25 protein-coding genes are annotated in these 24,848 nt (G+C 71.9%); 21 read left to right on the forward strand and 4 right to left on the reverse strand.

The features are described 5' to 3' along the window. Window positions 1–204 precede the first annotated feature (204 nt). Window positions 205–1,500 (forward strand): hypothetical protein, encoded by a 1,296-nt coding sequence (locus tag ACFQ79_RS21305; RefSeq protein WP_383585759.1) that lies wholly within the window; start codon window positions 205–207, stop codon window positions 1,498–1,500. Between the two features lie 27 nt (window positions 1,501–1,527). Continuing rightward, window positions 1,528–2,454, forward strand: coding sequence for a YhjD/YihY/BrkB family envelope integrity protein (locus ACFQ79_RS21310; RefSeq protein ID WP_383585761.1), 927 nt, complete (start codon window positions 1,528–1,530; stop codon window positions 2,452–2,454). Between the two features lie 13 nt (window positions 2,455–2,467). On the opposite strand, the gene ACFQ79_RS21315 is transcribed toward ACFQ79_RS21310, so the two are convergent. Next, window positions 2,468–2,662, reverse strand: coding sequence for a LapA family protein (locus ACFQ79_RS21315; protein ID WP_229315478.1), 195 nt, complete (start codon window positions 2,660–2,662; stop codon window positions 2,468–2,470). A gap of 192 nt (window positions 2,663–2,854) precedes the next feature. On the opposite strand from ACFQ79_RS21315, the gene ACFQ79_RS21320 reads away from it, so the two are divergent. From ACFQ79_RS21320 to ACFQ79_RS21360, 9 genes are all read left to right on the forward strand, one after another. Beyond that, window positions 2,855–3,685 (forward strand): glycoside hydrolase domain-containing protein, encoded by an 831-nt coding sequence (locus ACFQ79_RS21320; protein ID WP_383585763.1) that lies wholly within the window; start codon window positions 2,855–2,857, stop codon window positions 3,683–3,685. A 78-nt stretch (window positions 3,686–3,763) separates the two neighbouring features. Continuing rightward, window positions 3,764–5,014, forward strand: a complete 1,251-nt coding sequence (locus ACFQ79_RS21325; protein ID WP_383585765.1) for an alpha/beta fold hydrolase — start codon at window positions 3,764–3,766, stop codon at window positions 5,012–5,014. A 9-nt stretch (window positions 5,015–5,023) separates the two neighbouring features. Further along, a complete protein-coding gene (locus ACFQ79_RS21330; RefSeq protein WP_383585767.1) occupies window positions 5,024–5,659 on the forward strand; it encodes an MBL fold metallo-hydrolase in 636 nt (211 codons plus the stop codon). Between the two features lie 78 nt (window positions 5,660–5,737). Continuing rightward, the gene (locus ACFQ79_RS21335) at window positions 5,738–6,517 is read left to right on the forward strand and encodes an exodeoxyribonuclease III (protein ID WP_376462391.1); all 780 of its coding nucleotides are present in this window, start codon (window positions 5,738–5,740) and stop codon (window positions 6,515–6,517) included. Between the two features lie 83 nt (window positions 6,518–6,600). Continuing rightward, a complete protein-coding gene (locus ACFQ79_RS21340; protein WP_383585769.1) occupies window positions 6,601–7,044 on the forward strand; it encodes a DUF6278 family protein in 444 nt (147 codons plus the stop codon). 161 nt (window positions 7,045–7,205) lie between these two features. Then, window positions 7,206–7,952, forward strand: a complete 747-nt coding sequence (locus tag ACFQ79_RS21345; protein ID WP_383585771.1) for an amino acid ABC transporter ATP-binding protein — start codon at window positions 7,206–7,208, stop codon at window positions 7,950–7,952. 14 nt (window positions 7,953–7,966) lie between these two features. After that, the gene (locus tag ACFQ79_RS21350; RefSeq protein WP_383585773.1) at window positions 7,967–8,893 is read left to right on the forward strand and encodes a glutamate ABC transporter substrate-binding protein; all 927 of its coding nucleotides are present in this window, start codon (window positions 7,967–7,969) and stop codon (window positions 8,891–8,893) included. 18 nt (window positions 8,894–8,911) lie between these two features. Next, window positions 8,912–9,556, forward strand: coding sequence for an amino acid ABC transporter permease (locus ACFQ79_RS21355; protein WP_318212664.1), 645 nt, complete (start codon window positions 8,912–8,914; stop codon window positions 9,554–9,556). Continuing rightward, window positions 9,553–10,410, forward strand: a complete 858-nt coding sequence (locus tag ACFQ79_RS21360) for an amino acid ABC transporter permease (RefSeq protein WP_383585776.1) — start codon at window positions 9,553–9,555, stop codon at window positions 10,408–10,410. The genes ACFQ79_RS21355 and ACFQ79_RS21360 overlap by 4 nt, the downstream gene beginning before the upstream one ends. A gap of 37 nt (window positions 10,411–10,447) precedes the next feature. Here ACFQ79_RS21360 and ACFQ79_RS21365 read toward each other — a convergent pair whose 3' ends face one another. Then, window positions 10,448–12,007 (reverse strand): alpha/beta fold hydrolase, encoded by a 1,560-nt coding sequence (locus tag ACFQ79_RS21365; protein ID WP_383585778.1) that lies wholly within the window; start codon window positions 12,005–12,007, stop codon window positions 10,448–10,450. Window positions 12,008–12,249: 242 nt separating this feature from the next. On the opposite strand from ACFQ79_RS21365, the gene ACFQ79_RS21370 reads away from it, so the two are divergent. Continuing rightward, window positions 12,250–13,506 carry a cytochrome P450 gene (locus ACFQ79_RS21370; protein WP_383585780.1) on the forward strand — a complete coding sequence of 419 codons (1,257 nt, stop codon included), beginning with the start codon at window positions 12,250–12,252 and terminating at the stop codon, window positions 13,504–13,506. Here ACFQ79_RS21370 and ACFQ79_RS21375 read toward each other — a convergent pair. Next, window positions 13,457–14,188 (reverse strand): hypothetical protein, encoded by a 732-nt coding sequence (locus ACFQ79_RS21375; protein ID WP_383585782.1) that lies wholly within the window; start codon window positions 14,186–14,188, stop codon window positions 13,457–13,459. The genes ACFQ79_RS21370 and ACFQ79_RS21375 overlap by 50 nt on opposite strands. Before the next feature lie 105 nt (window positions 14,189–14,293). On the opposite strand from ACFQ79_RS21375, the gene ggt reads away from it, so the two are divergent. Beyond that, window positions 14,294–16,105, forward strand: a complete 1,812-nt coding sequence (gene ggt / locus ACFQ79_RS21380) for a gamma-glutamyltransferase (protein ID WP_383585784.1) — start codon at window positions 14,294–14,296, stop codon at window positions 16,103–16,105. A 36-nt stretch (window positions 16,106–16,141) separates the two neighbouring features. On the opposite strand, the gene map is transcribed toward ggt, so the two are convergent. Further along, window positions 16,142–16,909: a type I methionyl aminopeptidase gene (map, locus tag ACFQ79_RS21385; RefSeq protein ID WP_383585786.1), complete on the reverse strand. Its 768-nt coding sequence runs from the start codon at window positions 16,907–16,909 to the stop codon at window positions 16,142–16,144. 32 nt (window positions 16,910–16,941) lie between these two features. On the opposite strand from map, the gene ACFQ79_RS21390 reads away from it, so the two are divergent. From ACFQ79_RS21390 to ACFQ79_RS21425, 8 genes are all read left to right on the forward strand, one after another. Beyond that, window positions 16,942–17,193 carry a helix-turn-helix domain-containing protein gene (locus ACFQ79_RS21390; protein ID WP_055601124.1) on the forward strand — a complete coding sequence of 84 codons (252 nt, stop codon included), beginning with the start codon at window positions 16,942–16,944 and terminating at the stop codon, window positions 17,191–17,193. A gap of 59 nt (window positions 17,194–17,252) precedes the next feature. After that, window positions 17,253–17,825: a DinB family protein gene (locus ACFQ79_RS21395; protein WP_383585788.1), complete on the forward strand. Its 573-nt coding sequence runs from the start codon at window positions 17,253–17,255 to the stop codon at window positions 17,823–17,825. A 128-nt stretch (window positions 17,826–17,953) separates the two neighbouring features. Next, window positions 17,954–18,337 carry a PPOX class F420-dependent oxidoreductase gene (locus tag ACFQ79_RS21400; RefSeq protein ID WP_319313244.1) on the forward strand — a complete coding sequence of 128 codons (384 nt, stop codon included), beginning with the start codon at window positions 17,954–17,956 and terminating at the stop codon, window positions 18,335–18,337. A gap of 115 nt (window positions 18,338–18,452) precedes the next feature. Continuing rightward, complete coding sequence (locus ACFQ79_RS21405) at window positions 18,453–19,757, forward strand: UL36 very large tegument protein (RefSeq protein ID WP_383585790.1); 1,305 nt, start codon at window positions 18,453–18,455, stop codon at window positions 19,755–19,757. A 313-nt stretch (window positions 19,758–20,070) separates the two neighbouring features. Next, window positions 20,071–20,913: a nitrilase-related carbon-nitrogen hydrolase gene (locus ACFQ79_RS21410; RefSeq protein ID WP_209497573.1), complete on the forward strand. Its 843-nt coding sequence runs from the start codon at window positions 20,071–20,073 to the stop codon at window positions 20,911–20,913. Then, window positions 20,910–22,190 (forward strand): aspartate aminotransferase family protein, encoded by a 1,281-nt coding sequence (locus tag ACFQ79_RS21415; RefSeq protein ID WP_383585792.1) that lies wholly within the window; start codon window positions 20,910–20,912, stop codon window positions 22,188–22,190. The genes ACFQ79_RS21410 and ACFQ79_RS21415 overlap by 4 nt, the downstream gene beginning before the upstream one ends. 164 nt (window positions 22,191–22,354) lie before the next feature. Further along, the gene (hydA, locus tag ACFQ79_RS21420) at window positions 22,355–23,758 is read left to right on the forward strand and encodes a dihydropyrimidinase (RefSeq protein WP_383585794.1); all 1,404 of its coding nucleotides are present in this window, start codon (window positions 22,355–22,357) and stop codon (window positions 23,756–23,758) included. Window positions 23,759–23,768: 10 nt separating this feature from the next. Further along, window positions 23,769–24,782, forward strand: coding sequence for a TIGR03842 family LLM class F420-dependent oxidoreductase (locus ACFQ79_RS21425; protein WP_383585796.1), 1,014 nt, complete (start codon window positions 23,769–23,771; stop codon window positions 24,780–24,782). Window positions 24,783–24,848: the final 66 nt, after the last annotated feature.

The following is a 24,848-nucleotide window of genomic DNA, read 5'->3' on the forward strand; positions in this document are numbered from 1 at the left end:
CCCACCGTCCCGAGTGACGGTGGGCGCGCCTCGGTGCGGGGGCGGTGGGCAGGCCCCCTGAGCAGCCGGGCAGGGCAGCAGGTCAGCCGGGCAGCGCCGCCGGGCCACCGCGCGAGTGCTCGTGCCCTCACCCGTTCGTCCCGCCCCGTCTGGCCCGAACCGTGCGCGCGGGATTGGCTGAGCGCACACCGCGAGGAGGCACCCGTGCCGGACGAAGAGAACCAGAACGAACTGGCCGCGTTGCGCGCGCGGGTCGCCGCGCTGGAGGGGGAGGCGGCCGCCCGCCCCGCCCCTCGCCACCGCGGCCGCTCCTTCCTGGCCGCCGTGCTCATCGTGATCGGCTGCCTGCTCGTTCCGCTCGGCATCGTCGCCGCGTGGACCTCCGACATCGTCGGCGACACCGACCGGTACGTCTCCACGGTCGCCCCGCTCGCCTCCGACGCGGACGTGCAGGCGGCGGTCGCCAACCGGGTCACCGGTGCGGTGATGGAGCACATCGACCTGGAGGACCTCCTGGAGGGGGTCGCCCCCGAGCAGCGTCCGCTGCTCGCCAAGGCGCTGGGGAAGCTCGGCGGCTCGCTGGAGAGCGCGGTCAGCAGCTTCGTCCACGACAAGGCGCAGGACGTCGTCGCGTCGGACGCCTTCGAGACCGTCTGGACCGATGCCAACCGGGCCGTCCACACCTCCGTCGTCCGCGCCCTGACGGGCAGCGGCGACGGGGCCGTACAGATCAACAACGACACCGTGACGGTCGACCTCGCCCCCGTGATCGAACGGGTCAAGGAGCGGCTCGTCGACTCGGGTCTCACGGTCGCCGGCAAGATCCCGGAGGTCCACACCGACTTCACGGTCGTCAGGTCCGACGACATCGGCAAGGTCAAGACCGGGTTCCGCCTGCTCCAGGTGATGGGGCTGTGGCTGCCGGTGCTCGCCGTGCTGCTGGTGGTCGCGGGAGTCCTGTTGGCCACGCATCGCCGTCGCACCGTGATCGCCTCGGCGATCGGTGTCGCCGTCGCGGCCCTGGTCCTCGGCATCGCGCTGACCGTGTTCCGTACGGTCTACCTCAACGCGCTGCCCGACACCGTCTCCCAGCCCGCCGCCGGGTCCGTCTACGACGCGTTGATCCACTTCCTGCGCACCACGGTCCGCATGGTGGTGACCCTCGGCCTGGTGGTCGCCCTCGCCGCCTGGCTCACCGGCCCCAGCCGCCCCGCCGTCGTCGTCCGCCGCATGTGGAACTCCGGCATCGACGCGACCCGTGCCGCGGCGGACCGTGCCGGTCTGCGGACGGGCCCGGTCGGCCCCTTCGTCCGCCGGTACCGGACGTGGATCACCTGGATCCTGGTGGCCCTGGCCATCCTCGTGTACGTCCTGTGGGACCACCCCACCGGCTGGGTGGTCGTCGGCCTCGCGCTGGCCCTGCTGTTCGTCTTCGCCGTGGTCCGGTTCCTCGGGGCGGAGCCTGCGGACGCCGACGAGGAAGCGTCCGTACGGACCTAGGGCGGGCGGATGCCCGGAGGAGGCCGGATGGCGCGCTGGGCGGCCCGGTTCCGGCACCTGCGCGCAAGGGCCGAGGAGCGGCTGCCGGTCCTGACCGAGATCGCGAGCCGGATGCTGGGCGGGAACCTGCTGGACGCGGGGACCCGGCTCGCGGCTCAGGCCTTCCTGGCCGCCGTACCGCTGCTGTTCGCCGTCGCGGCGTTCGCCCCCGCCTCCGTACGTGACCAGCTGCGGGACTCCCTGCGTGCCATGTTCGGGCTGACCGGGCGCTCCGACGTGGAGCTCCAGCAGGTCCTGGGCGATTCCGCCGACGAGGAGCTGCGGGACACGACCGGAGCGGTCGGCCTGGTCATCGCGCTGGCCTCCGCCACCAGTTTCAGCCGGGCCATGGCGAGGGTCTGCGAGCGGGCCTGGGCCCTGCCCAAGGCCAAGACGCGGGTCGCGGCCTGGCGGTGGGTGGTGTGGCTGCTCGCGCTGCTCCTGGTGGTCCTCGTGCAGGGCCCGCTCAGGGACGGCTTCGGCGCGGGCCTATGGCTCGGGGTGCCGGTGTTCTTCCTCGTGAGCGTGGGCATCTGGATGTGGACACAGCACCTGCTGCTGGCCAAGCGCGTTCCGTGGCTGCCGCTGCTCCCCGGCGCGATCCTGGCGGCCGCGACGACGAGCGCCCTGGCCCTGACGGCCCGGCTGTACATGCCTGCCGCGCTCAACAAGGCGCTGGGGGAGTACGGCTCCCTCGGCCTCGTCCTCACGATGCTGTCCTGGCTGATCGTCGTGTGCGCGGGGATCACGTTCGCGTTCACCATCGGCGCGGTACTGGCCCAGGAGCCGCCGCTGAGCCGCCACCTCGGTCCGAGGACCTACCCCCCGGGCGGGGCGGCGGACGCGGAGGCGATCCTCCCGTCTGGTCCTGGTCCTGGTCCTGGTCCCGGTCCCGGTCCCGATCCGGATCGGTGACGCGGTGCGCGGCTCACCGCTGTGCGCGGCGCCGGGCGATGAACAGGCCGAGGACGATGCCCACGAGAAGGGTGACGGTGAGGACGATCCACAGCGGAAGGGTGACCGTCGGGATCCAGAGCCTGACGGTGATCGAACCGGTGTTGGCCGCGATGAACCAGATGGCCAGGGCGGCGAGGATCACGAAACCGATGGTGCGCACACGCATGTCCCGCCCCTTGACCGTCAAGGTCGAGGGCTCATGCGGCTTCCCTGCGGTTTTCTGGCGCATAGGTTCCATTATCGACCGATAGTGGCGTCCGGTCGATCGGACCATGTGTCACACCTGCTCAGCCCCCTCGGAGCGGGTTATAGGGTGAACCGCGCCAGGGGCCAGAGTCGGAAGCGCATGGGGTGGGGAATGCCGAAGCACCGGTTGTCCAGAAGAGGTCGCTACATCGCGTGGACGGCGACGGGTGTCGTCGTCGTGGCCGGTGCCGGCGTCGCGGCGCAGACCTCGATGGCGGCCCCCGCGTGGCCGGCCCAGAAGACCTATACGGGCCGGGCGTTCGACGCCTGCACGGCCCCCTCGCTCACCGCGATGAAGGCATGGAAGAAGGACGCCTACTACGGCGGCGTCGCGGTCTACATCGGCGGCCGGAACCGGGGCTGCGCCCAGCCCAACCTGACGAAGTCCTGGGTGAAGTCGATGGACACCCTCGGCTGGCGCGTCATCCCGCTCTACGTCGGGGCCCAGCCGCCCTGCCAGAAGAGCCGGAACAAGGAGCGGTTCACCGCGGCCACGGCCGCCTCGGTCGGCGTGAGCAACGCCAACGACGCCGTCGCCAAGGCATCGGCGCTCGGCATGAAGGCCGGCAGCCCGATCTACCTCAACATGGAGTCGTACGACATCGCCGACAAGGCGTGCAACGACGCCACCCTGACCTACGTGCGCTCCTTCACCAAGACCCTGCGCGCCAAGACCTACCGCGCCGGCCTCTACGGCTTCAGCAGCTCCAGCGCCAAGGCGATCGCCACCGCCAAGAACCGCACGGACCTGCCGGGGAACCTCTGGTACGCCCTGTGGAACGGCCAGGAGACCACGACCAAGGACTGGCCCTGGGACCCGAAGCTGTACACCGACCACAGCCGCGGCCACCAGTACAAGGCCAACAGCAGGGAGACCCGCGGCGGCCACACCATCACCGTCGACCGCAACGCCTGGGACGCCCCGGTCGCCATCATCGGCTGACCCGGCCGGACCGGTGCGGCCGTGGCAGCCGTGCCCCCGGCCGAAGCGGCCGTCGTGAGAGATGAGAGGGTCTAGCGGGTGAGCGAGACATCACCGAACACCCTGCAATACCGCGTCGACGGGCATGAACAGGCTCCCGTCCTCGTCCTGGGCCCGTCGCTGGGCACCACATGGCACATGTGGGACCGGCAGATACCGGAGCTCACCCGGGACTGGCGGGTCGTCCGTTTCGACCTTCCCGGGCACGGCGGCGCCCCCGCGGAACCCTTCACCTCCGTCGCCGAGCTCGGCGACCGGCTGCTCGCCACCCTCGACTCGATCGGCGTCCAGCGCTTCGGGTACGCGGGCTGCTCCCTCGGCGGCGCCGTCGGCCTCGACCTGGCCCTGCGCGCGCCCCACCGGGTCGCCTCCCTCGCCCTGGTCGCCACCTCGCCCCGGTTCGGCAGCGCCGACGAGTTCCGCCAGCGCGGTGTCATCGTCCGCGCCAACGGCCTGGAGCCGATGGCCCGCACCGCGCCCGAGCAGTGGTTCACCTCGGTGTTCGCCGGCGCGCAGCCCGCGATCGTGGACTGGGCCGTGCAGATGGTCCGGACGACCGACCCCGCCTGCTACATCGCCGCCTGCGAGGCCCTCGCCGTCTTCGACGTGCGGGAGGCCCTCGACCGGATCGCCATCCCGGCCCTCGTCCTCGTCGGCTCGGAGGACCAGGTCACCGGCCCCGCCGAGGCCCGCACCCTGGTGGCGGGGATCGCCGACGCCCGGCTCGCCGTCGTCCCCGGCGCCTCGCACCTGGCTCCCGTCGAGCAGCCCGCCGCCGTCACCGACCTGCTCGTCGAGCACTTCGCCGGCACGGCCCCGGACACCAGCGGCACCCTGACCGTGCCGCCGCTGCCCGCCGCCCCGGTGCCCGCGGCCGAGCCCGTCCCGGACGCCGAGCCCGCCGAGGCCAGCCGCCCCGACCCGTACGAGAAGGGGCTCGGGCTGCGGCGCGAGGTCCTCGGCGACGCCCATGTGGACCAGGCGCTCTCCCACGACGCCGACGGCGCCTTCCAGGACCTCGTCACCCGGTACGCCTGGGGCGAGGTCTGGAGCCGGGACGGTCTCGACCGGCGCACCCGGAGCGTCGTCACCCTCACGGCCCTCATCGCCGGAGGCCACCGTGAGGCCCTCGCCGACCACACCCGCGCGGCCCTCCGCAACGGACTGTCCGCCGAGGAACTCCGCGAGATCGTGCTCCACGCGGGCGTGTACTGCGGCTTCCCGGCCGCCGAGACCGCACTGCGGGTGATCGCCCGGGTCGTCGAGGAGGAGACGACGCCCCCGGCGTAGCCTGGGCCCGTGAAGCTGACGAAGAAGTCCCACGCGTGCGTGCGGCTGGAGAAGGACGGGCGGACGCTCGTCCTGGACCCCGGCATGTTCACCGAGGAGGACGCGGTCCTCTGGGCCGACGCCCTGCTCGTGACGCACGAGCACCCCGACCACTTCGACGAGGGGCACCTGCGGGCCGCCCTCGAGGCCAACCCGGCCGCCGAGATCTGGACGCTGCGCAGCGTCGCCGACCAGCTCTCGGCGGCCTTCCCGGGCCGGGTGCACACCGTCGGGCACGGCGACGCGTTCACGGCCGCCGGGTTCGACGTCCAGGTGCACGGCGAGCTGCACGCCGTGATCCATCCCGACATCCCGCGCATCACCAACGTCGGCTACCTCGTCGACGGCGGCGCCGTCTTCCACCCCGGCGACGCGCTCACCGTGCCCGACCACCCCGTGGACACGCTGCTGCTCCCGGTCATGGCCCCGTGGAACAAGATCTCCGAGGTCATCGACTACGTGCGCGAGGTCGAGCCGCGCCGGGCGTACGACATCCACGACGCCCTGCTCACGGACCTCGCCCGGCCCATCTACGACCGCCAGATCGGCGCGCTCGGCGGCACCGACCACCAGCGGCTCGCCCCCGGCGCCTCCGCCGAGCTCTGAGCCCGCCGGCCCGGCACCCGGGGCCGCTCCCGCCCGGCACGGCGTCGATTGTCGGACCCCGCACGTAGGCTTGCGCACATGCGCATCGCCACCTGGAACGTCAATTCGATCACCGCCCGGCTGCCCCGACTCCTCGCCTGGCTGGAGAGCAGCGGCACGGACGTGCTGTGCATCCAGGAGACCAAGTGCACCGCCGAGCAGTTCCCCACCGAGGAGCTGCGCGCCCTCGGGTACGAGTCCGTGGTCAACGCCACGGGCCGGTGGAACGGCGTGGCCCTGGTCTCCCGAGTCGGCCTCGCGGACGTGGTCACGGGCCTGCCCGGCGGCCCGGAGTACGACGGGGCCGAGGAGCCCCGGGCGATCTCCGCGACCTGCGGCCCGGTCCGCGTCTGGTCGGTCTACGTGCCGAACGGCCGGGAGGTCGCCCACGAGCACTACGCCTACAAGCTGCGCTGGCTCGAGGCCCTGAAGGCGGCGGTCGCGGAGGACGCGGCGGGGGACCGGCCCTTCGCCGTCCTCGGCGACTACAACATCGCGCCGACCGACGACGACGTCTGGGACCGGGCGGCCTTCGAGGGCCTGACGCACGTGACGGAGCCCGAGCGGGCCGCGCTCGCCGGCCTCCGTGAGACCGGTCTGGCCGACGTGGTCCCGCGCCCCCTCAAGTACGACCACCCCTTCACGTACTGGGACTACCGCCAGCTCTGCTTCCCGAAGAACCGGGGCATGCGCATCGACCTGGTCTACGGCAACAAGCCCTTCGCCGAGGCCGTCACGGACAGCTACGTGGACCGCGAGGAGCGCAAGGGCAAGGGCGCGTCGGACCACGCGCCCGTCGTGGTCGACCTCGACGTGTAGCGGACCCGGGACCCACCCGGCGGGCGGAACGATCTCCGCGCGCCGGGTGGTCGACCGGGAGGTGACGGTGCGAGGCTGTTCGGATGAACATTCCATTCCTGGACAACTGGCGCAAGCGGCACGTACCCGAGTCGGTCGACCACCCGCTGGCCGCGGCCTTCGACCGTGACCCCGACGGTGTGGCCGAGCTGCTCGCCGAGTGCGAGCTGCTGCGCGCCCGTGTCGCGCAGTCCGGGGTGGCCCTCGACGACACCCCGCGTTCCCTCCAGGAGCTCGACCAGCTGCCGCCCCGCTGGCGCGACGACCCGGAGGAGCTGCCCTGGATCGGGAACGACGCCGGGCTCTACCTCGGCACCGTGGTCGTGCGGAACGTGCCCGGCGCTCGCTGGCAGGTCCGGCCCGGCGGCGGCCCGGTGGTGCGGCTCGCCTCCGGCCGGGAGATCCAGGTCGTCGAGGCCGGTCTCGACTGGGCGGTGACGGGCTCGCCGGAGCTCTCCCAGGTGTACGCCGAGGCCGCCGAGTACTGAGTCCACCGCCCCGCTCGGGCCGGTCCCGCACCCTCGCTCCCGCCACCCTTTTGCAGTAAATACGGCTTATTGCGGTTTCATGCGTGTCGGGCGTGAAGTCCCTTTTCTGGTGGATAGTTTGCGCTGACTCGACACCGCTGAGAAATGGGGCAGGGCAGCGTATGGCCGTCGTCGATCCGCTGATCGAACTGCGTGGCGTCAACAAGCACTACGGCACGTTGCACGTCCTCCAGTCCATCGATCTCACCGTCGGCCGCGGGGAGGTGGTCGTCGTCATCGGCCCGTCCGGATCGGGCAAGTCCACCCTCTGCCGCGCGATGAACCGCCTGGAGAGCGTGGAGTCGGGCGAGATCGTCATCGACGGACAGCCGCTCCCCGAGGAGGGCAAGGCGCTCGCCCGGCTGCGCGCCGAGGTCGGCATGGTCTTCCAGTCGTTCAACCTCTTCGCGCACAAGACCGTCCTCGCCAACGTCTCCCTCGCGCAGATCAAGGTCCGCAAGCGCAAGAAGGAGGACGCGGACCGGCGTTCGCGCGAACTCCTCGACCGGGTCGGACTCGCCGCGCACGCCGACAAGTACCCCGCCCAGCTCTCCGGCGGCCAGCAGCAGCGCGTGGCCATCGCCCGCGCCCTCGCCATGGACCCCAAGGCACTCCTCTTCGACGAGCCGACCTCGGCCCTCGACCCCGAGATGATCAACGAGGTCTTGGAGGTCATGCAGCAACTCGCCCACGAGGGAATGACGATGGTGGTCGTCACCCACGAGATGGGCTTCGCCCGCTCCGCCGCCAACCGGGTCGTCTTCATGGCCGACGGGAAGATCGTCGAGGACCGCGCCCCGGAGGACTTCTTCACCGCCCCGCGCAGCGAGCGCGCCAAGGACTTCCTGTCCAAGATCCTCAAGCACTGAGCGGGGTGGGAACGATGCCGCGTACGCACCGCACGCACCGCGCCCCCGCCCTGCTCGCCGCGCTGCTCGCCCTGACGGCGGCGCTCGCCGGCTGCGGCAGGGAGGGCAGCCCGCCCGTCAAGGGCCCCCAGCCCGACCAACTCCCCGTCTACCAGGTCCAGTCCGGCTTCACCCTGCCGGACTCCAGCACCTGGAACCGGGCGAAGAAGCGCGGCCGGCTCGTCGTCGGCGCCAAGGAGGACCAGCCGTACATGGGCGAGAGGGACCCGGCCACCGGCCGCTACTCCGGCTTCGACATCGAGATCGCCAAGATGATGGCGGCCTCCCTCGGCTTCGACCCGGCCGGCATCGACTTCCGCACGATCGCCTCGGCCAACCGCGAAACCGCCCTGCAGAACGGGCAGATCGACTACTACGTCGGCACCTACACCATCAACGACAACCGCAAGAAGCTCGTCGGCTTCGCGGGGCCCTACTACATGGCCGGCCAGTCCCTCCTGGTCCGCACCGACGAGAACGACATCAACGGCCCCCAGGACCTGGCCGGCAAACGGGTCTGCTCGGCCGCCGGCTCCACCCCGTACCAGCGCATCGAGAAGGACTACCCGAAGGCCGAACTCGTCGCCTATGACACGTACTCCGCCTGCGTGGACAACCTGCTGACCTACCAGGTCGACGCGGTCACCACCGACGACACCATCCTCATGGGCTACGCCGCCAAGGTCCCGGACGAACTCAAGGTCGTCGGCGAACCGTTCTCCAAGGAGCCGTACGGCATCGGCGTCCCGCGCGGTGACAACGCCCTGCGCTTCGCCCTCGACGACGCCCTCGCCGCCCACGAGAAGAACGGCGACTGGAAGAAGGCCTACGACGCCACCCTCGGCCTCTCCGGGGTCCCCGCCCCGACACCGCCGCCCATCGACCGCTATCCGGCGAGCTGACGAGAGGAGCCTCCCGACATGGACGTCCTGACGGACAACTTCTCGCTCTACGCCGAGGGATTCCTCGGAACCGTCGAACTCACCGTCTACGCCTCGGCGTTGGCCCTCGTCCTGGGCTTCCTCATGGCCTCGTTCCGGGTCGCGCCCGTGGGATCCTTCCGGGTCTTCGGCACGGTCTGGGTCACCGTCCTGCGCAACACCCCGCTGACCCTGCTCTTCTTCGCCGTCATGCTGGGCCTGCCCCGGTTCGGACTCGTGCTGCCCTTCAAGCTGTTCGCGGTCCTCGCGCTCGGCTGCTACACCTCGGCCTTCATCTGCGAAGTGCTGCGCTCCGGCATCAACACGGTGCCGCGCGGCCAGGGCGAGGCCGCCCGCAGTCTGGGGATGAGCTTCAGCCAGTCCCTCGGCACGGTCGTCCTGCCCCAGGCCTTCCGAACGGTGATCCCGCCGATCGGCTCGACCCTGATCGCCCTGGCCAAGAACTCGGCCATCGCCGGGGCGTTCAGCGTCACCGAACTCCTGGGCACCTACAAGACCTTGAGCGAGCTCGGCTACAACATCGTCTGGACCTTCGTCTGGATCGCCGTCGGATACCTCATCATCACCCTCACCATCAGCGCCCTCTTCAACGTCCTCGAGAAGCGCTGGGGAGTCGCCCGATGACCGATTCCACCGCCCTCTACGACATCCCCGGGCCGCACGCCCGGCGGCGCCACCTCCTCTACGGCGTCGCGTCCACCGTCGTGATCCTCGCGCTGGCCGGCTGGATCCTCTATCTCCTCTTCGACAACGACCAGTTCACCTCCACCAAGTGGTCGCCCTTCCTCTACAAGGGCATCCAGGAGCTGCTGCTCGAAGGGCTCGGCAACACCCTCAAGGCCTTCGCCTACGCCTCGGTGCTGTCGCTCGCCCTCGGCGCGGTCCTCGCCACCGGACGCCTCTCCGACCACCGGGTGCTCCGCTGGATCTCGACCCTCCTCGTCGAGTTCTTCCGCGCCATGCCCGTCCTCGTGATGATCTTCTTCATCTTCGTGGCACTCAAGGTGCAGGCCCTGCCCGCACTCGTCGCCGGACTGACCCTCTACAACGGCTCCGTCCTCGCGGAGGTCTTCCGCACCGGCATCCACTCCGTGGCGCGCGGCCAGGGCGAGGCCGCGTACGCCCTCGGCATGCGCAAGACGCAGGTCATGACCTACGTCCTGGTGCCACAGGCCGTCCGCGCGATGCTCCCGGCCATCATCAGCCAGCTGGTGGTGGCCCTCAAGGACACCTCGCTCGGATTCCTCATCACCTACGAGGAGTTCCTCCACGCGGGCAAACTGATCGCCTCCAACCTGGACTACGACCTGCCGTTCATCCCGGTCGTCCTGGTGATCTCACCGATCTACATCGGGATGTGCATGCTGCTCTCCTGGTTCGCCACCTGGGTGGCCCGCAGAGAGCGCCGCAGTCCGAAGACGAAGGCCGTGGACGTGGACCCGGCCGAACCAGAGACGCTGCTGCCGGGACCGCAGTAGCGAGCGAGGGCCGCACCCGCCCGGCAGCAGCCGGTGATCACTCCTTCCGCAGCGGTACCGACACGTACGACGGGTCGGCCGAGGGGGAGGAGAAGGTCAGCTGCGCGCCGGTCGGGTTGTGCTCGATGTAGAGCGGGTCGACGGTGTCGACGACCAGCGCGAGCCGGTGCCCCGCCGGGACGTCGTACGCCGTGGAGAACAGCTCCAGATCGACGCCGAAGGCCTTGCCCGGGGTCCGGTCGTGGAAGGTGTACGGGGCGTTGCTGACGAGCTTGCCGATGCCGAGCGGGCCCACGTCGTAGAGGTACGCGACGAGGGTGCCGCTCTCCTCGGTGGAGGTGACGGTGGTGTGCACCTTCACGGTGCCGCGCACCCGCTGCGGGGTGTCGTACCGCTCCGACTGCCAGACGCCGGCGAAGGCGCGGGGGAGGAGCGGGACGGAGACGACGGGAGGGGTGCGGAGGAACTGGTCCAGGGCGTTGGTGAGCAGGGTGATGCCGCCGTTGGCGCCGGAGTCGATGTTCGCCCAGACCCGCTGCGTACCGCCGAGGTCGAACTTCCGCTGGTTCGCGTGGACGGACTTCCAGTCGGGGTAGCCCTCGTATCCGCCGGTGGACCGGGACTTGAGCTGGACGGGCTGCTCGTGGTCGATGCCGTTGTCGACGCCCTTGAGGTAGCGGTCGAACCAGCGGTGGGCGCTGGTCCAGGTGTCGTTGGGCAGCCCGAACAGGCCGGTGGCCTCGGCGGTGGCGTGGTCGCCGGGGCGGAACTCCAGCCGCTTGGGTCCGGTGAGCTTCTCGAAGAAGCTCGCGTACTGGTTGGGCGGGAAGATGGTGTCGCCCCAGGCGTTGCCGAGCATGATCGCGGCGCCGTTGGCGTTGATCCGGTCCAGCTGCTCGACGGGGGAGCGCTTGCGGCCCCAGGCGATCATGTCCTCCTCCTTGTCCAGGTTGGAGGAGAGGAAGTCGCCCAGGATCTGCTTGAGTTCGGGGCCGGGGCGGCCGGTGAGGTAGCCGGCGCCGCCGAGCAGGGCGGCGGCCTGGACGTGCTGGGTGCGGCCGCTGTAGATGGACTCGATGAGGTCGGCCCAGCCGCTGAGCGCGGCGACGGCCTTGATCCGCGGGTCGTGGGCGGCGGCGAGCAGGCTGATCCCGGCGCCGTACGAGACGCCCGCCATGCCGATGTGCGCGGGGTCGGCGGCGGTGTTGGCCAGGGCCCAGTCGATCACCTTGGAGGCGTCGGCGATGTCCTTGGGTCCCGCGGTCTCGATCTCGCCGCCGGACTGCCAGAAGCCGCGCGAGTTGTAACTCACCACGATGTAGCCCGAGTCGGCGAGCAGCTTGGCCTGGACGAGGTACTCGACCTGGGGCATGGCCCAGCTCGTGGGCAGCACGATCAGGGGGTGGCGGCCGGTGTCGGTGGACCCGGCGGGGGTGACGACGTTCGCCTTGAGGACGGTGCCGCCCTCCCCGGCGATGTCGACGAAGCGGATGCCGGTGCCGGCGGTCTCTCCGGCCTGGGCGGCGGGCGCGAGCCCGAGGGCCGCCCCGGCCACGAGGGCGGCCGAGACGGCGAGGGCCAGGGGTGTGCGTCGCACGGGTCACTCCTCACTGGGGTACTGCTGGGGAAGGCAGTACGGGCACTGATGGGGGGCAGTGAAAGTGACCCGACGGTAACCGCGATGCCTTACCCGTGGTAACTGGTCGGTAAGTTACGTGCGGGTAACGATTGGTGTCCGCGTGGCTCCTCCCGGGAGCACCACGGCCTCCGCGCGGAGCCGCGAAGGCCGCCTCCGGCCTGTCATGATGGAAACGTCCTCACCCCTGACTTGGAGGCGCGGTGCAGGAGTCGAGCGGCGTGCCGGACGTCTTCGACCCGCGGATCTACGCCGCCGGGATCCCGCACGACCGCTTCCGCGCCCTGCGTGACCGTGCGCCCGTCGCCTGGCAGGAGGAGCCCGAGATCCTGGGCTGGCCCGCCGGTTCCGGGTTCTGGGCCGTCACCCGGCATGCCGATGTCGTCCGGGTGCTCAAGGACCCGGGAGCGTACTCGTCCTGTCTCGGCGCCACCCAGATCCGCGACCCCGACCCCGCCGATCTGCCCTTCATCCGGCGCATGATGCTCAACCAGGACCCGCCCGCACACGGTCGGTTGAGGCGACTCGTCAGCCGGGCCTTCACCCCCGGACGGATCGAACGGTTCGGTGCCACCGCGCGCGAGCGGGCCCGGCGGCTGCTCTCGGGGGCGGTCGACGCCGGGGGCGAGGTGGACCTCGTCCGGGCCGTCACCGACGACTACGCCCTGCTCAACCTCACCGACCTGCTCGGAGTGCCCCCGGGCGACCGGGGCCTGCTGCACGCCTGGACCGAGCGGGTCATCGCCTACCAGGACCCCGACGAGCCGCCCGTCCTCGACGACGAGGGGCGGCCCGTCAATCCCCGCTCACCCGCGATGCTCGCCGAGATGTTCGGCTACGCCCAGGAACTCGCCGCCCACAAGCGCGCGCACCCCGCCGACGACGTGATGAGCGTGCTCGCGGCGTCCGAACTCGCCGACGCCGAGCTGGAGATGTTCTTCTTCCTGCTGACCGTCGCCGGGAACGACACGGTCCGCAGCGCCGCCCCCGGAGGCCTGCTCGCCCTCGCCGAACACCCCGACGAGCAGCGGCGGCTCTGGGCCGGCGAGGTCGGAACCGACACGGCCGTGGACGAACTCCTGCGCGTCCACCCGCCCGTGCTCTCCTTCCGCCGCACGGCCGCGACCGACACCGCACTCGCCGGGCAGCCGATCCGCCGCGGCGACAAGGTCGTCGTCTTCCACGCCTCCGCCAACCACGACGAGCGCGTCTTCCCCGACCCGCACCGCCTCGACCTCGGCCGCACCCCGAACCCCCACGTGTCCTTCGGCGACGGCCCGCACGTCTGCCTGGGCGCCCACTTCGCCAGGCTTCAGCTCCGCGTGCTCCACGAGGAGGTGCGCCGGGCCTGCGGCGGTCTCGAACTCGCCGGAGAGCCCCGGCGCCTCGTCTCCAACTTCATCAACGGCGTCAAGTCGTTGCCGGTTCGGCTGCGGGAGCCGTCCGCGCCGCCCGCGTGACATCGGCCACCAGTTCCACCACATCGGGGCCGTACGCCTGCGAGTTGACGACCTTCAGGAGCACCACGAAGGACCCGGAGCGGTGCAGACGCGCCAACTCGGCGTAGTGACGGGCGAGATAGCGGGTCGCCGCCTGGTTGGTGATGGCCCGCTGCCCGCAGAAGAGGAACACCGGCCGGCCGCCCTCCCCCGCCGTGAGCCGGGCCAGGATCACGTACTCGCTGACCCCCGGCTCCGACGGGTAGCGCTCCCCGCCGATCAGGAACGCCCCGCGGTCCGCGCTCGGCTCGACCTCGACGTTCACCTCGATGCCCGGGAGCAGGGTCGCCAGATGGGCGGCCATCCGCCGGTTCGAGTAGGGGCCGCCGACGCAGAACTCCGTCCGGTCGCCGAACCCCTGGTGGGTCTGGTCGTGCGAGAGGATCCGCGCCTGCGCCCCGCAGTCCTTGATGAGCGCGGACAGTTCGAGAAGGGCGAACACGTCGAACCGGTGGACCGAGCGGTCGCCGCCCGACTCCCTGTTCACCACGAGCAGGCACTCCGAGTTCCCCGGCAGGCCGAAGAACTCCTGCTTGCGGCGGAGCCTCCGCCGCCAGAGGTACGTGCGGCCCAGCCAGCCGAGCGACGCGCTGACTCCCGTCGCGAGCACCCCGAGCACGATGTTGCGCAGGTCTTCGTCCATGGGCGCGCATGCTAGCGGGGAAACGGCCTTCTGTTCGAGGCGGTCCTGACGGGAGGGGCCGGGGGAAGTTACGCTGCGCGGACGGTCATTGACTGGAGGTAGGGAATGCGTCGCTCCGCCGCTGGGAAGGTCTCCGTTCTCGCCGTCGCGGCGACGGTGCTCTCGATGGGTGCCGCCGCCCCGCCAGCGGCCCCGTCGGCAGCACCGCCACCGCCCGTCAAGGAGCCCGTCGCCGTCGGCTACGGCGGCGCGGTCGCCAGCGTGGACGCCGACGCCTCGGCCGCCGGTGTCGAGGTGCTCCGCAAGGGCGGCAACGCCGTGGACGCCGCCGTCGCCGTCGCGGCCGCGCTCGGCGTCACCGAGCCCTACTCGGCGGGCATCGGGGGCGGCGGCTACTTCGTCTACTACGACGCGAAGAGCCGTACGGTCCACACCGTCGACGGACGCGAGACCGCGCCGCGCTCGGCCGACACGAACCTCTTCGTGGAGAACGGCGCGCCGATCCCCTTCGAGGAGGGGATGACCAGCGGCCGCGGCGTCGGCACCCCCGGCACCCCGGCGACCTGGAAGGCCGCACTCGACGCCTGGGGCAGCAAGCGGCTCGCGACCCTGCTCGAACCCGCCGAGCGGCTCGCCCGCGAGGGCTTCACCGTCGACGCCACCTTCCGCGCGCAGACCGCGGGCAACGAGGCGCGGTTCCGCGACTTCCCCGCCAGCTCCGAACTCTTCCTGCCCGGCGGACAGTTGCCGGTCGTCGGCTCGGTCTTCAAGAACCCCGACCTGGCCCGTACGTACGAGAAACTCGGGCGCGAGGGCGTCGGAGCGCTCTACCGGGGTCCGCTCGCCCGGGACATCGTGAACACCGTCCGTACGCCCCCGGTCCGCGAGGGTGCCACCCGGAAGGTCCGCTCCGGCGACCTGACGGAACGGGATCTCGCCGCCTACCGGACCGTGTTCCGCAAGCCCACCAAGGTCGCGTACCGAGGTCTCGACGTCTACGGCATGCCCCCGTCCTCCTCCGGCGGTACGAGCGTCGGCGAGGCCCTCAACATCATGGAGGGCACCGACCTGGCGAGCGCCTCCCCGGCCCGCTACCTGCACCGCTTCATCGAGTCGAGCCGCATCGCCTTCGCCGACCGGGGCCGCTGGGTCGGCGACCCGGCCTTCGAGTCCGTGCCGACGCGCGGGCTGCTCTCCCAGCGGTACGCCGACTCGCGCGCCTGCCTGATCCGGGACGACGCCGCGCTGACCAGCCCCCTCGCGCCCGGCGACCCGAACAGCCCGGTGCCCTGCGCGAGCGGTGGAACGGCGGCCCCGACCACGTACGAGGGGGAGAACACCACCCACCTCACGGTGTCGGACAAGTGGGGCAACGTCGTCGCCTACACCCTCACCATCGAGTCCACCGGCGGCAGCGGGATCACCGTGCCCGGCCGGGGCTTCCTGCTCAACAACGAGCTGACCGACTTCTCCTTCGCCCCGGCGAACCCGGCGGTGCACGACCCGAACCTGCCCGGTCCCGGCAAGCGGCCGCGCTCCTCGATCTCGCCGACGATCGTCCTCGACGGACACGACCGGCCGGTCCTCGCCCTCGGGTCGCCGGGCGGCGCGACCATCATCACGACGGTCCTCCAGACCCTCACCGGGGTCGTCGACCGGGGCCTGCCGCTCGTCGACGCGATCGCCGCGCCGCGGGCGAGCCAGCGCAACCAGGCCACCACCGAGCTCGAACCCGGCCTCTGGAACAGCCCGGTCAGGGCGGAACTCGAAGCCATCGGCCACGGCTTCCGGCAGAACCCGGAGATCGGCGCGGCGACCGGCGTCCAGCGGCTGCCGGACGGCCGCTGGGTGGCCGCGGCCGAGACCGTCCGCCGGGGCGGCGGGTCGGCGATGGTGGTCAGGCCGGCGGGGAGGTAGCGGCGGGAGGGGGCGCCCGGGCGCCCCCTCCGCGTCCTACAGCGCCGTCAGCACCCGCGGGCCCTCGTCGGTGATTGCCACCGTGTGCTCCGCGTGCGACGCGCGCGAGCCGTCGACCGTACGGATAGTCCAGCCGTCGCGCGCCGTGTAGTGGTCGTCCGTGCCGCCCCCGATCAGCATGGGCTCGATCGCGAGCACCATCCCGTGGCGCAGCTTCATGCCCCGGCCCGGCCGTCCCTCGTTGGGGACGCCCGGGTCCTCGTGCATCGTGCGGCCGATGCCGTGACCGCCGAAGCCGTCCGGGACGCCGTACCCGGCGGCGCGGCACACCCGGCCGATGGCGTACGCGATGTCGCCGACGCGGTTGCCGACGACGGCGGCCGCGATGCCCGCTTCCAGGGCCTCCTCCGCCGCGGCGATCAGCCGGGTGTCCTCCGGCCGGGCCGGTCCGACCGTGAAGCTGATCGCCGAGTCGCCGGCCCAGCCGCCGAGCAGCGCTCCGCAGTCCGCCGAGACCAGGTCGCCCGGGGCGAGCCGGGTGTCGTCCGGGATGCCGTGGACGATCGCGTCGTTCACGGAGACGCACACGACCGCGGGGAACGGCACCGGCGCCCACTCCGGGCGGTAGCCGAGGAAGGGCGACCCGGCGCCCGCCTCGGCGAGGACCTCCCGGGCGGCCCGGTCGAGGTCGGTCAGCGGCACACCGGGCGCCGCCTTCTCCCGTACGGCCGCCAGGGCGCGGGCCACCACCCGCCCCGCCTCACGCATCGCGGCCAGGTTCTCGTTCGTCTTGATCTCCACCATGCCAATTACTATACCGGTATTAGTATGGCCTCATGGTGCGCACACCCCTGACCCCCGAAGAGCGCGAGCGCGGCGAGCGCCTCGGCCTGTTCCTGCGCGAAGCGCGCGGCGAGCGGTCGATGGTGGAGATCGCCGCCGCCGCCGGCCTGTCCGCCGAGACCCTCCGCAAGATCGAGACGGGCCGGGCCCCGACCCCGGCGTTCTTCACCGTCGCGGCCCTCGCCAGGGTCCTCGGCCTCTCCATGGACGAGCTGGTCGTCCGCTGCGCGCTCGCGCCCGTCTGACGGTCCCCGGTTCCGGGTGCGCGGGAATTCGGTGGCGTGCCGGAGCGGCACGGACGATCATGCGTCGCATGAGCGACGAACCCGCACGATGGACCGTGGCGACCGTCTACCCCGACATGTGGGCGGACCCGGACGACGACCCCCGCAACAACAACGGGGGTGCCGGCTCGGAGGGTGAGCTCGCGACCCTGCAGGACGGCCTGCGGGACTTCCGCCTGACCCTCCGGATGAAGTGCGAGGGGCTGGACGCGGAGCAGCTCGCCCGCCGGTCGGTCCCGCCGTCGACCATGTCGCTGCTCGGACTGGTCCGCCACCTCGCCGAGGTGGAGCGGGACTGGCGCAACTGGATCGGCGACGGTGAACCGCTGCCGAAGCTGTACGGCGGGCGGGACGCGGACTTCGACGGCGCCGTCGCCGAACAGGCCGTGGTCGACGCCGCGTTCGCCGAACTGGAGCGCGAGCAGGCGGCGCTCGACGCCGAGCTGGCCGAGTTTCCCGATCTGGGTGCACGGGTGGGGAAGGACCAGATCGCGATCCGGGAGCTGATGGTGCACCGGATCGACGAGTACGCCCGCCACTGCGGCCACGCCGACCTGCTGCGCGAGTGCGTCGACGGCCGGGTCGGCCAGTGACGGGCCCCGGGCGGCGCAAGGGCCGATCCCGGCCCTGAGGCCGCCGCGGCGCGGTGCGGGCGGCCGCGTCGGCGACGGGGAGACCCTGACCCGCGCCTCCCGCCCGGCCCCGGCATAGGCTCGCTGGCATGATGCCCGAAGAGCTGCGGCGCGGCCGCTACGTCAGCCTGACCACCTACCGCAAGAACGGCACGGGGGTCGCGACACCCGTCTGGTACGCGGTCGACGGCGACGAGCTGTACGCCTGGACCCGCACGGACTCCTGGAAGGTCAAGCGACTGCGGAACGACCCGAGGGTCGAGGTCGCCGTCTGCGACCTGCGCGGCAACATCGCCGAGGGCGCCGAGCGCTTCACCGGCGAGGGCCGGCTGGTGACGGGGGAGGAGCTGCGCCGGATCCGGGGGCTGCTCTCGCGCAAGTACACCTGGCAGTACTGGCTGACCGACGTGCCCGCCATGCTCGTCCGGCTCGGCAAGCGCCCGCACACCGGGATCGTCGTGCGGTTCGGGTGAATTGGGCGGTAGGGCACGCGCAGGAAAACGGTCCGTAGTCGTCCCGTAACACGACTGCGGTCCAATACCCGCGGACCGGAAGGTTCCAGTCGACGGCGGGGCAGGTGCGGATCGCATGACGGTGTATCAACTCCCGGTGGAAGTCGCCACGTTCAGACACTGGCTGACGGAGCTCACGCGCCGCATCCCGCCGGGCGGCGGCTGGTACGGAGTCTTCGCCGAACGCGACCCGGACGGGCTGCGCGCCTGCTTCGACGGGACCGAGATCCTGCCCTGGGACATCGTCGAGTCCCTGCTCCAGGACGCCGGCGAAGCGGCCGACGGGCCGTTCGCCCTCCGGGGCGGGACGCTCTACGCGGCGGCCACCGGCGCCCACGACCGCCGCCCCGGCGGAGCGGCGGCGCTCACCGAAGGCCGGGAACTCATGGAACGCGAACGCCGGTACGCCGAGTCCCGCGCCCACGAACTGCGCGACCGGCTCCACGCGACCCCGGCCTCCGGCCCGGACGACACGGCCCGCCTGGAGCACGACCTGGCCTGGACGCGCGACGACCACGCGCGGGCGACGGCACGGGTCGCCGACCTGACGGCCCGGCTCGCACGGCTGGGGGAGCGCGGCGACGGCGGGGCGGCGCCGGGGCCGACACCGACACCGCCACCGGCCAAGCGCCGCCCGCGTGGCGCGCGCTACGCGTGGCTGGACGGCGGTGACGAGGACCAGGGTCCGGCGGCCGCACCCGCACCCGTTCCTGTACTCCCCAGCGGGGGAGCGGCGCCGCGCGGAGCCCGGTTCGGGGGCGCCGCCCAGCCCGCCCCGTCCGCTCGGTCCGCTCGGCCCGCCGCGCCCGGCGGCGCCGACCCGGCCGTGCCCTCCGAGGCCGATGCCGCCGAGGCGGGCCGCGCCGCCGCCAACGCGGTCTACGCGCTCCAGCGGCTCCGCGCCCAGGGCCGCAGCGGCGAGGCCCATGCCCTGCTCTGCGAGGCGCTCAACGGGCCGCCCGGCCGGCTGCCCGCCCTCGCCGGGGAGCTGCATCGGGCCGGTCTCGGCGCCGACTGGTCGATCCTGCTCTGGGAGGCGGCTTCACTGCCGCCCGGCCGGCTCGCCGCCGTCGCCGGGGCGCTCGCCGACGCGGGCCGCGCCGCCGACTGCGATCAGCTCCTCCGGCAGGGCGTGGCCCGTCCCGTCGAGGAGCTCGCCGGCGCGTGCGCCGCCCTGCGGGCCGAGGGCCACCACCGCGAGGCCCACGCGCTGCTCACCGCCTTCGTCCGGGTCCGCGCCCCCGAGGACGCGGCCCGGCTCGCTGCCGAGGACCCGCGGGTGCTCGCGCCCCAACTCGTCGAAGCCGCCCGTGCGGTGTCCGCGGCCCGCGAGAGCGATCTGCTGCACGCCCTCCGCGTGGCGGGCCTCGCGGGCGCGTGACCCGGCCGGGCGGGCTCCGGCGCAGGTCCGAGGCGGGTCCGTGGGCTCCGGTGCGGCCCGGCGAGCCTCCCCTCCCGCGGTCCGAATCCCGCCCCGCGCGGGAGGCCGGCGCCTGCACGTCTCCGTCATGCCCGGACGTGCCGGTACGTGTCGGTACGTGTCCGACGTGGACCACTCGGGTATGAAACATGATCGACTCCGCCGCTTCCCGGCGGCGGTCTTGCTCCGAGGTGTGACGGGGCTTACGTTCTCCTCCTACGCATCGCGTCTACGTGCGTAGAGGCTCTCTGACGCCGTGCCGAAGGAGCAGATCATGACCGACGTCGTACGCGCCGCGCTCGTCCAGGCGACCTGGACCGGCGACACCGAATCCATGATCGCGAAACACGAGGAGTACGCCCGGGAGGCCGCCCGGCAGGGTGCCAAGGTGATCGGCTTCCAGGAGGTGTTCAACGCCCCCTACTTCTGCCAGGTCCAGGAGCCCGAGCACTACCGGTGGGCCGAGCCCGTCCCCGACGGCCCCACCGTCAGCCGGATGCGGGACCTCGCCCGGGAGACCGGGATGGTGATCGTGGTGCCCGTCTTCGAGGTCGAGAGCGAGGGCTTCTACTACAACACCGCCGCCGTGATCGACGCCGACGGCAGCTACCTCGGCAAGTACCGCAAGCACCACATCCCCCAGGTCAAGGGCTTCTGGGAGAAGTACTACTTCCGCCCGGGGAACGCCGGCTGGCCGGTCTTCGACACCGCCGTCGGCCGCGTCGGCGTCTACATCTGCTACGACCGGCACTTCCCCGAGGGCTGGCGCCAACTCGGTCTCAACGGAGCCCAGTTGGTCTACAACCCCTCGGCCACCCACCGTGGTCTCTCCTCCTACCTCTGGCAGCTGGAGCAGCCCGCCGCGGCCGTCGCCAACGAGTACTTCGTCGCCGCCATCAACCGCGTCGGCATCGAGGAGTACGGCGACAACGACTTCTACGGCACGAGCTACTTCGTCGACCCGCGCGGGCGGTTCGTCGGCGACGTCGCCTCCGACAAGACCGAGGAACTCCTCGTCCGCGACCTCGACTTCGGTCTCATCGAACAGGTGCGCCAGCAATGGGCGTTCTACCGGGACCGGCGCCCCGACGCGTACGACGGGCTGGTGCAGCCGTGAGCAGCCTCTTCGACCGGCACAAGGCCGTCATCCCCGACTGGGTCGCCCTCTACTACAAGGACCCCGTCGAGATCACCCACGGCGAGGGCCGTCACGTCTGGGACGCCGACGGACGCCGGTACCTCGACTTCTTCGGCGGCATCCTCACCACCATGACCGCCCACGCCCTGCCCGAGGTCACCAAGGCCGTCGCCGAGCAGGCCGGCCGGATCATCCACTCCTCGACGCTCTACCTCAACCGCCCGATGGTGGAGCTCGCCGAACGGATCGCCGGACTCTCCGGCATTCCCGACGCCCGCGTCTTCTTCACCACCTCCGGCACCGAGGCCAACGACACGGCGCTGCTCCTCGCGACCGCGTACCGCAGGTCGAACCAGATCCTCGCCATGCGGAACAGCTACCACGGCCGCTCCTTCTCGACCGTCGGCATCACCGGCAACCGCGCCTGGTCGCCCACCAGCCTCTCCCCGCTGCAGACCCTGTACGTCCACGGCGGGGTCCGAACGCGCGGTCCGTACGCCCAGTACAGCGACGAGCGGTTCATCGAGGCCTGCGTCGCCGACCTCGAGGACCTCCTCGGCCACACCCGGGACGTCGCCGCGCTCATCGCCGAACCCGTCCAGGGCGTCGGCGGCTTCACCGCCCCGCCCGACGGTCTCTACGCCGCCTTCCGGCGGGTCCTCGACCGGCACGGCATCCTGTGGATCTCCGACGAGGTGCAGACCGGCTGGGGCCGTACCGGCGAGCACTTCTGGGGCTGGCAGGCGCACGGCCAGGCCGGGCCGCCCGACATCCTCACCTTCGCCAAGGGCATCGGCAACGGCATGTCGGTCGGCGGAGTCGTCGCCCGCGCCGACGTCATGAACTGCGTCGACGCCAACTCCATCTCCACCTTCGGCGGTTCGCCCGTCACCATGGCCGCCGGCCTCGCCAACCTCTCGTACCTCCTGGAGCACGACCTCCAGGGCAACGCGCGCCGGGTCGGCGGTCTGCTCATCGAGCGGATCAGGGCCGCCTGTGCCGGAGTCGAGGCGGTACGGGAGGTCCGCGGCCGCGGCCTCATGATCGGCATCGAGCTCACCGAGCCGGGCACCGAGCGGGCGAACCCGGACGCGGCCGCCACGGTTCTGGAGGCCGCCCGCGAGAACGGCCTGCTGATCGGCAAGGGAGGCGGCCACAACACCAGCATCCTGCGCATCGCGCCACCGCTCTCGCTCACCGTCGCCGAGGCGGAGGAGGGCGCGGCGATGCTCGAAGCGGCCCTGCGGGAGCTGTAGCCGGCGCCCCGCCCAGGGCCACCGCGCCCCGCCCAGGGCTCGCGCCCCGCCGCACCGAGGGCCCCCGCCCCCGCCGTACCGAGACGACATCGTCCCGCCGTACCGAGAGCCACACCGTCCCGCCGTATCGAGATCGGCCCGCCGTATCGACCAGGGAGAGTCCCGTGAGCATCCGAACCGTCATCCGGGGCGGCCTCGTCGTCACCGCCGCCGACGAACTCCACGCCGACGTGCTGATCGAGGACGGCCGCGTGGTCGCCCTCGCGGCCCACGGCTCCGACGCGGCGGGCGCCTGGACCGCCGACCGGACGATCGACGCCACCGACCGCTACGTGCTCCCCGGCGGCGTCGACGCCCACACCCACATGGAGCTGCCCTTCGGCGGCACCTCCGCCTCCGACACCTTCGAGACCGGCACCCGCGCCGCCGCCTGGGGCGGCACCACCACCATCGTCGACTTCGCCGTGCAGAGCGTCGGCCACGGCCTGCGCGAGGGACTCGACGCCTGGTACGCCAAGGCCGACGGCAACTGCGCCATCGACTACGCGTTCCACATGATCCTCTCCGACGTCAACGAGCACACGCTCAAGGAGATGGACCGGCTCGTCCAGGAGGGCATCACCTCCTTCAAGCTCTTCATGGCCTACCCCGGCGTCTTCTACAGCGACGACGGCAAGATCCTCCGGGCCATGCAGCGCTCCGCCGACAACGGCGGACTGATCATGATGCACGCCGAGAACGGCATCGCCATCGACGTCCTCGTCGAGCAGGCCCTCGCCCGCGGCGAGACGGACCCCCGCTATCACGGGGAGGTCCGCAAGGCGCTCCTGGAGGCGGAGGCCACCCACCGGGCGATCCAGCTCGCCCGGGTGGCGGGAGCGCCGCTGTACGTCGTGCACGTCTCGGCGGAGGAGGCCGTCGCCGAGATCGCCACCGCCCGCGACAAGGGGCTGCCCGTCTTCGGCGAGACCTGTCCCCAGTACCTGTTCCTGTCCACGGACAACCTCGCGGAGCCGGGCTTCGAGGGCGCGAAGTACGTGTGCAGCACCCCGCTCCGGCCGAAGGAGCACCAGGCCGCGCTCTGGCGCGGACTGCGCACCAACGACCTCCAGGTGGTCTCCACCGACCACTGCCCGTTCTGCTTCGTCGGCCAGAAGGATCTCGGCCGCGGCGACTTCTCCAAGATCCCCAACGGGCTTCCCGGGGTGGAGAACCGCATGGACCTCCTCCACCAGGCCGTCGTCGACGGGCACATCTCGCGGCGCCGCTGGATCGAGATCGCCTGCGCGACACCGGCCCGCATGTTCGGCCTGTACCCGCAGAAGGGCACGATCGCCCCGGGCGCGGACGCCGACGTCGTGATCTACGACCCGCACGCCGTCCAGACCCTGTCGGCCGAGACCCACCACATGAACGTCGACTACTCGGCGTACGAGGGGAGGACGGTGACCGGCCAGGTCGAGACCGTCCTCTCACGGGGCGAGGTCGTCATCGACCAGCGCAAGTACGTCGGCCACGCCGGTCACGGCACCTTCGTGCCGCGTTCCACCTGCCAGTACCTGAACTAGGAGAGCGACGTTGGATTTTGGACTCGTCCTGCAGACCGACCCGCCGGCGTCGCAGGTCGTCGGGCTGATGCGCCGGGCGGAGCGCAACGGCTTCCGCTACGGCTGGACCTTCGACTCCGCCGTCCTGTGGCAGGAACCCTTCGTCGTCTACAGCCAGATCCTGGAACACACCACCAAGCTGCACGTGGGCCCGATGGTGACCAACCCGGGGACCCGTACGTGGGAGGTGACCGCCTCCACCTTCGCCACGCTCAACGACATGTTCGGCAACCGGACCGTCTGCGGCATCGGCCGCGGCGACTCGGCGATGCGCGTCGCCGGACGCAGGCCGAACACCCTGGCCCGCCTCGGCGAGGCCATCGACGTCATCCGTGACCTCGCGGAGGGGCGGGAGGCCCAGGTCGACGGCAACCCGATCCGCATCCCGTGGATCAAGAACGGGAAACTCCCCGTCTGGATGGCGGCGTACGGGCCCAAGGCGCTCGCACTGGCCGGGCAGAAGGCCGACGGCTTCATCCTCCAGCTCGCCGACCCCTTCCTCACCGAATGGATGGTCAAGGCGGTCCGCCAGGCCGCCGCGGACGCCGGCCGCGACCCCGACGCGCTCACCATCTGCGTGGCCGCGCCCGCCTACGTCACGGCGGACGACTCCCCGGAGGCCCTGGCGCACGCACGCGAGCAGTGCCGCTGGTTCGGCGGCATGGTCGGCAACCACGTCGCCGACCTCGTCGCCAAGTACGGCGAGCACTCCGACATGGTCCCGGAGGAGCTCACCGCGTACATCAAGGACCGGCACGGCTACGACTACTCCCACCACGGCCGCGCCGGGAACCCCGACACCCGGTTCGTCCCCGACGAGATCGTCGACCGCTTCTGCCTCCTGGGCCCGGCCGAGGCCCACATCGAGAAGCTGCGCCGGCTGCGGGAGATGGGCGTGGACCAGTTCGCCGTGTACGCCATGCACGACGCCAAGGAGACGACGATCGACGCCTACGGCTCCGAGGTCGTCCCCGCCCTCCGCTGACGCCCTCCGCCGAGGGCCCGCCGATCCGCCGGGGTCCCGGTCGGCCGCCACACGGCCGGGTCCACC

It is taken from the genome of Streptomyces sp. NPDC056480, assembly GCF_042795405.1.
Taxonomy (GTDB): domain Bacteria; phylum Actinomycetota; class Actinomycetes; order Streptomycetales; family Streptomycetaceae; genus Streptomyces.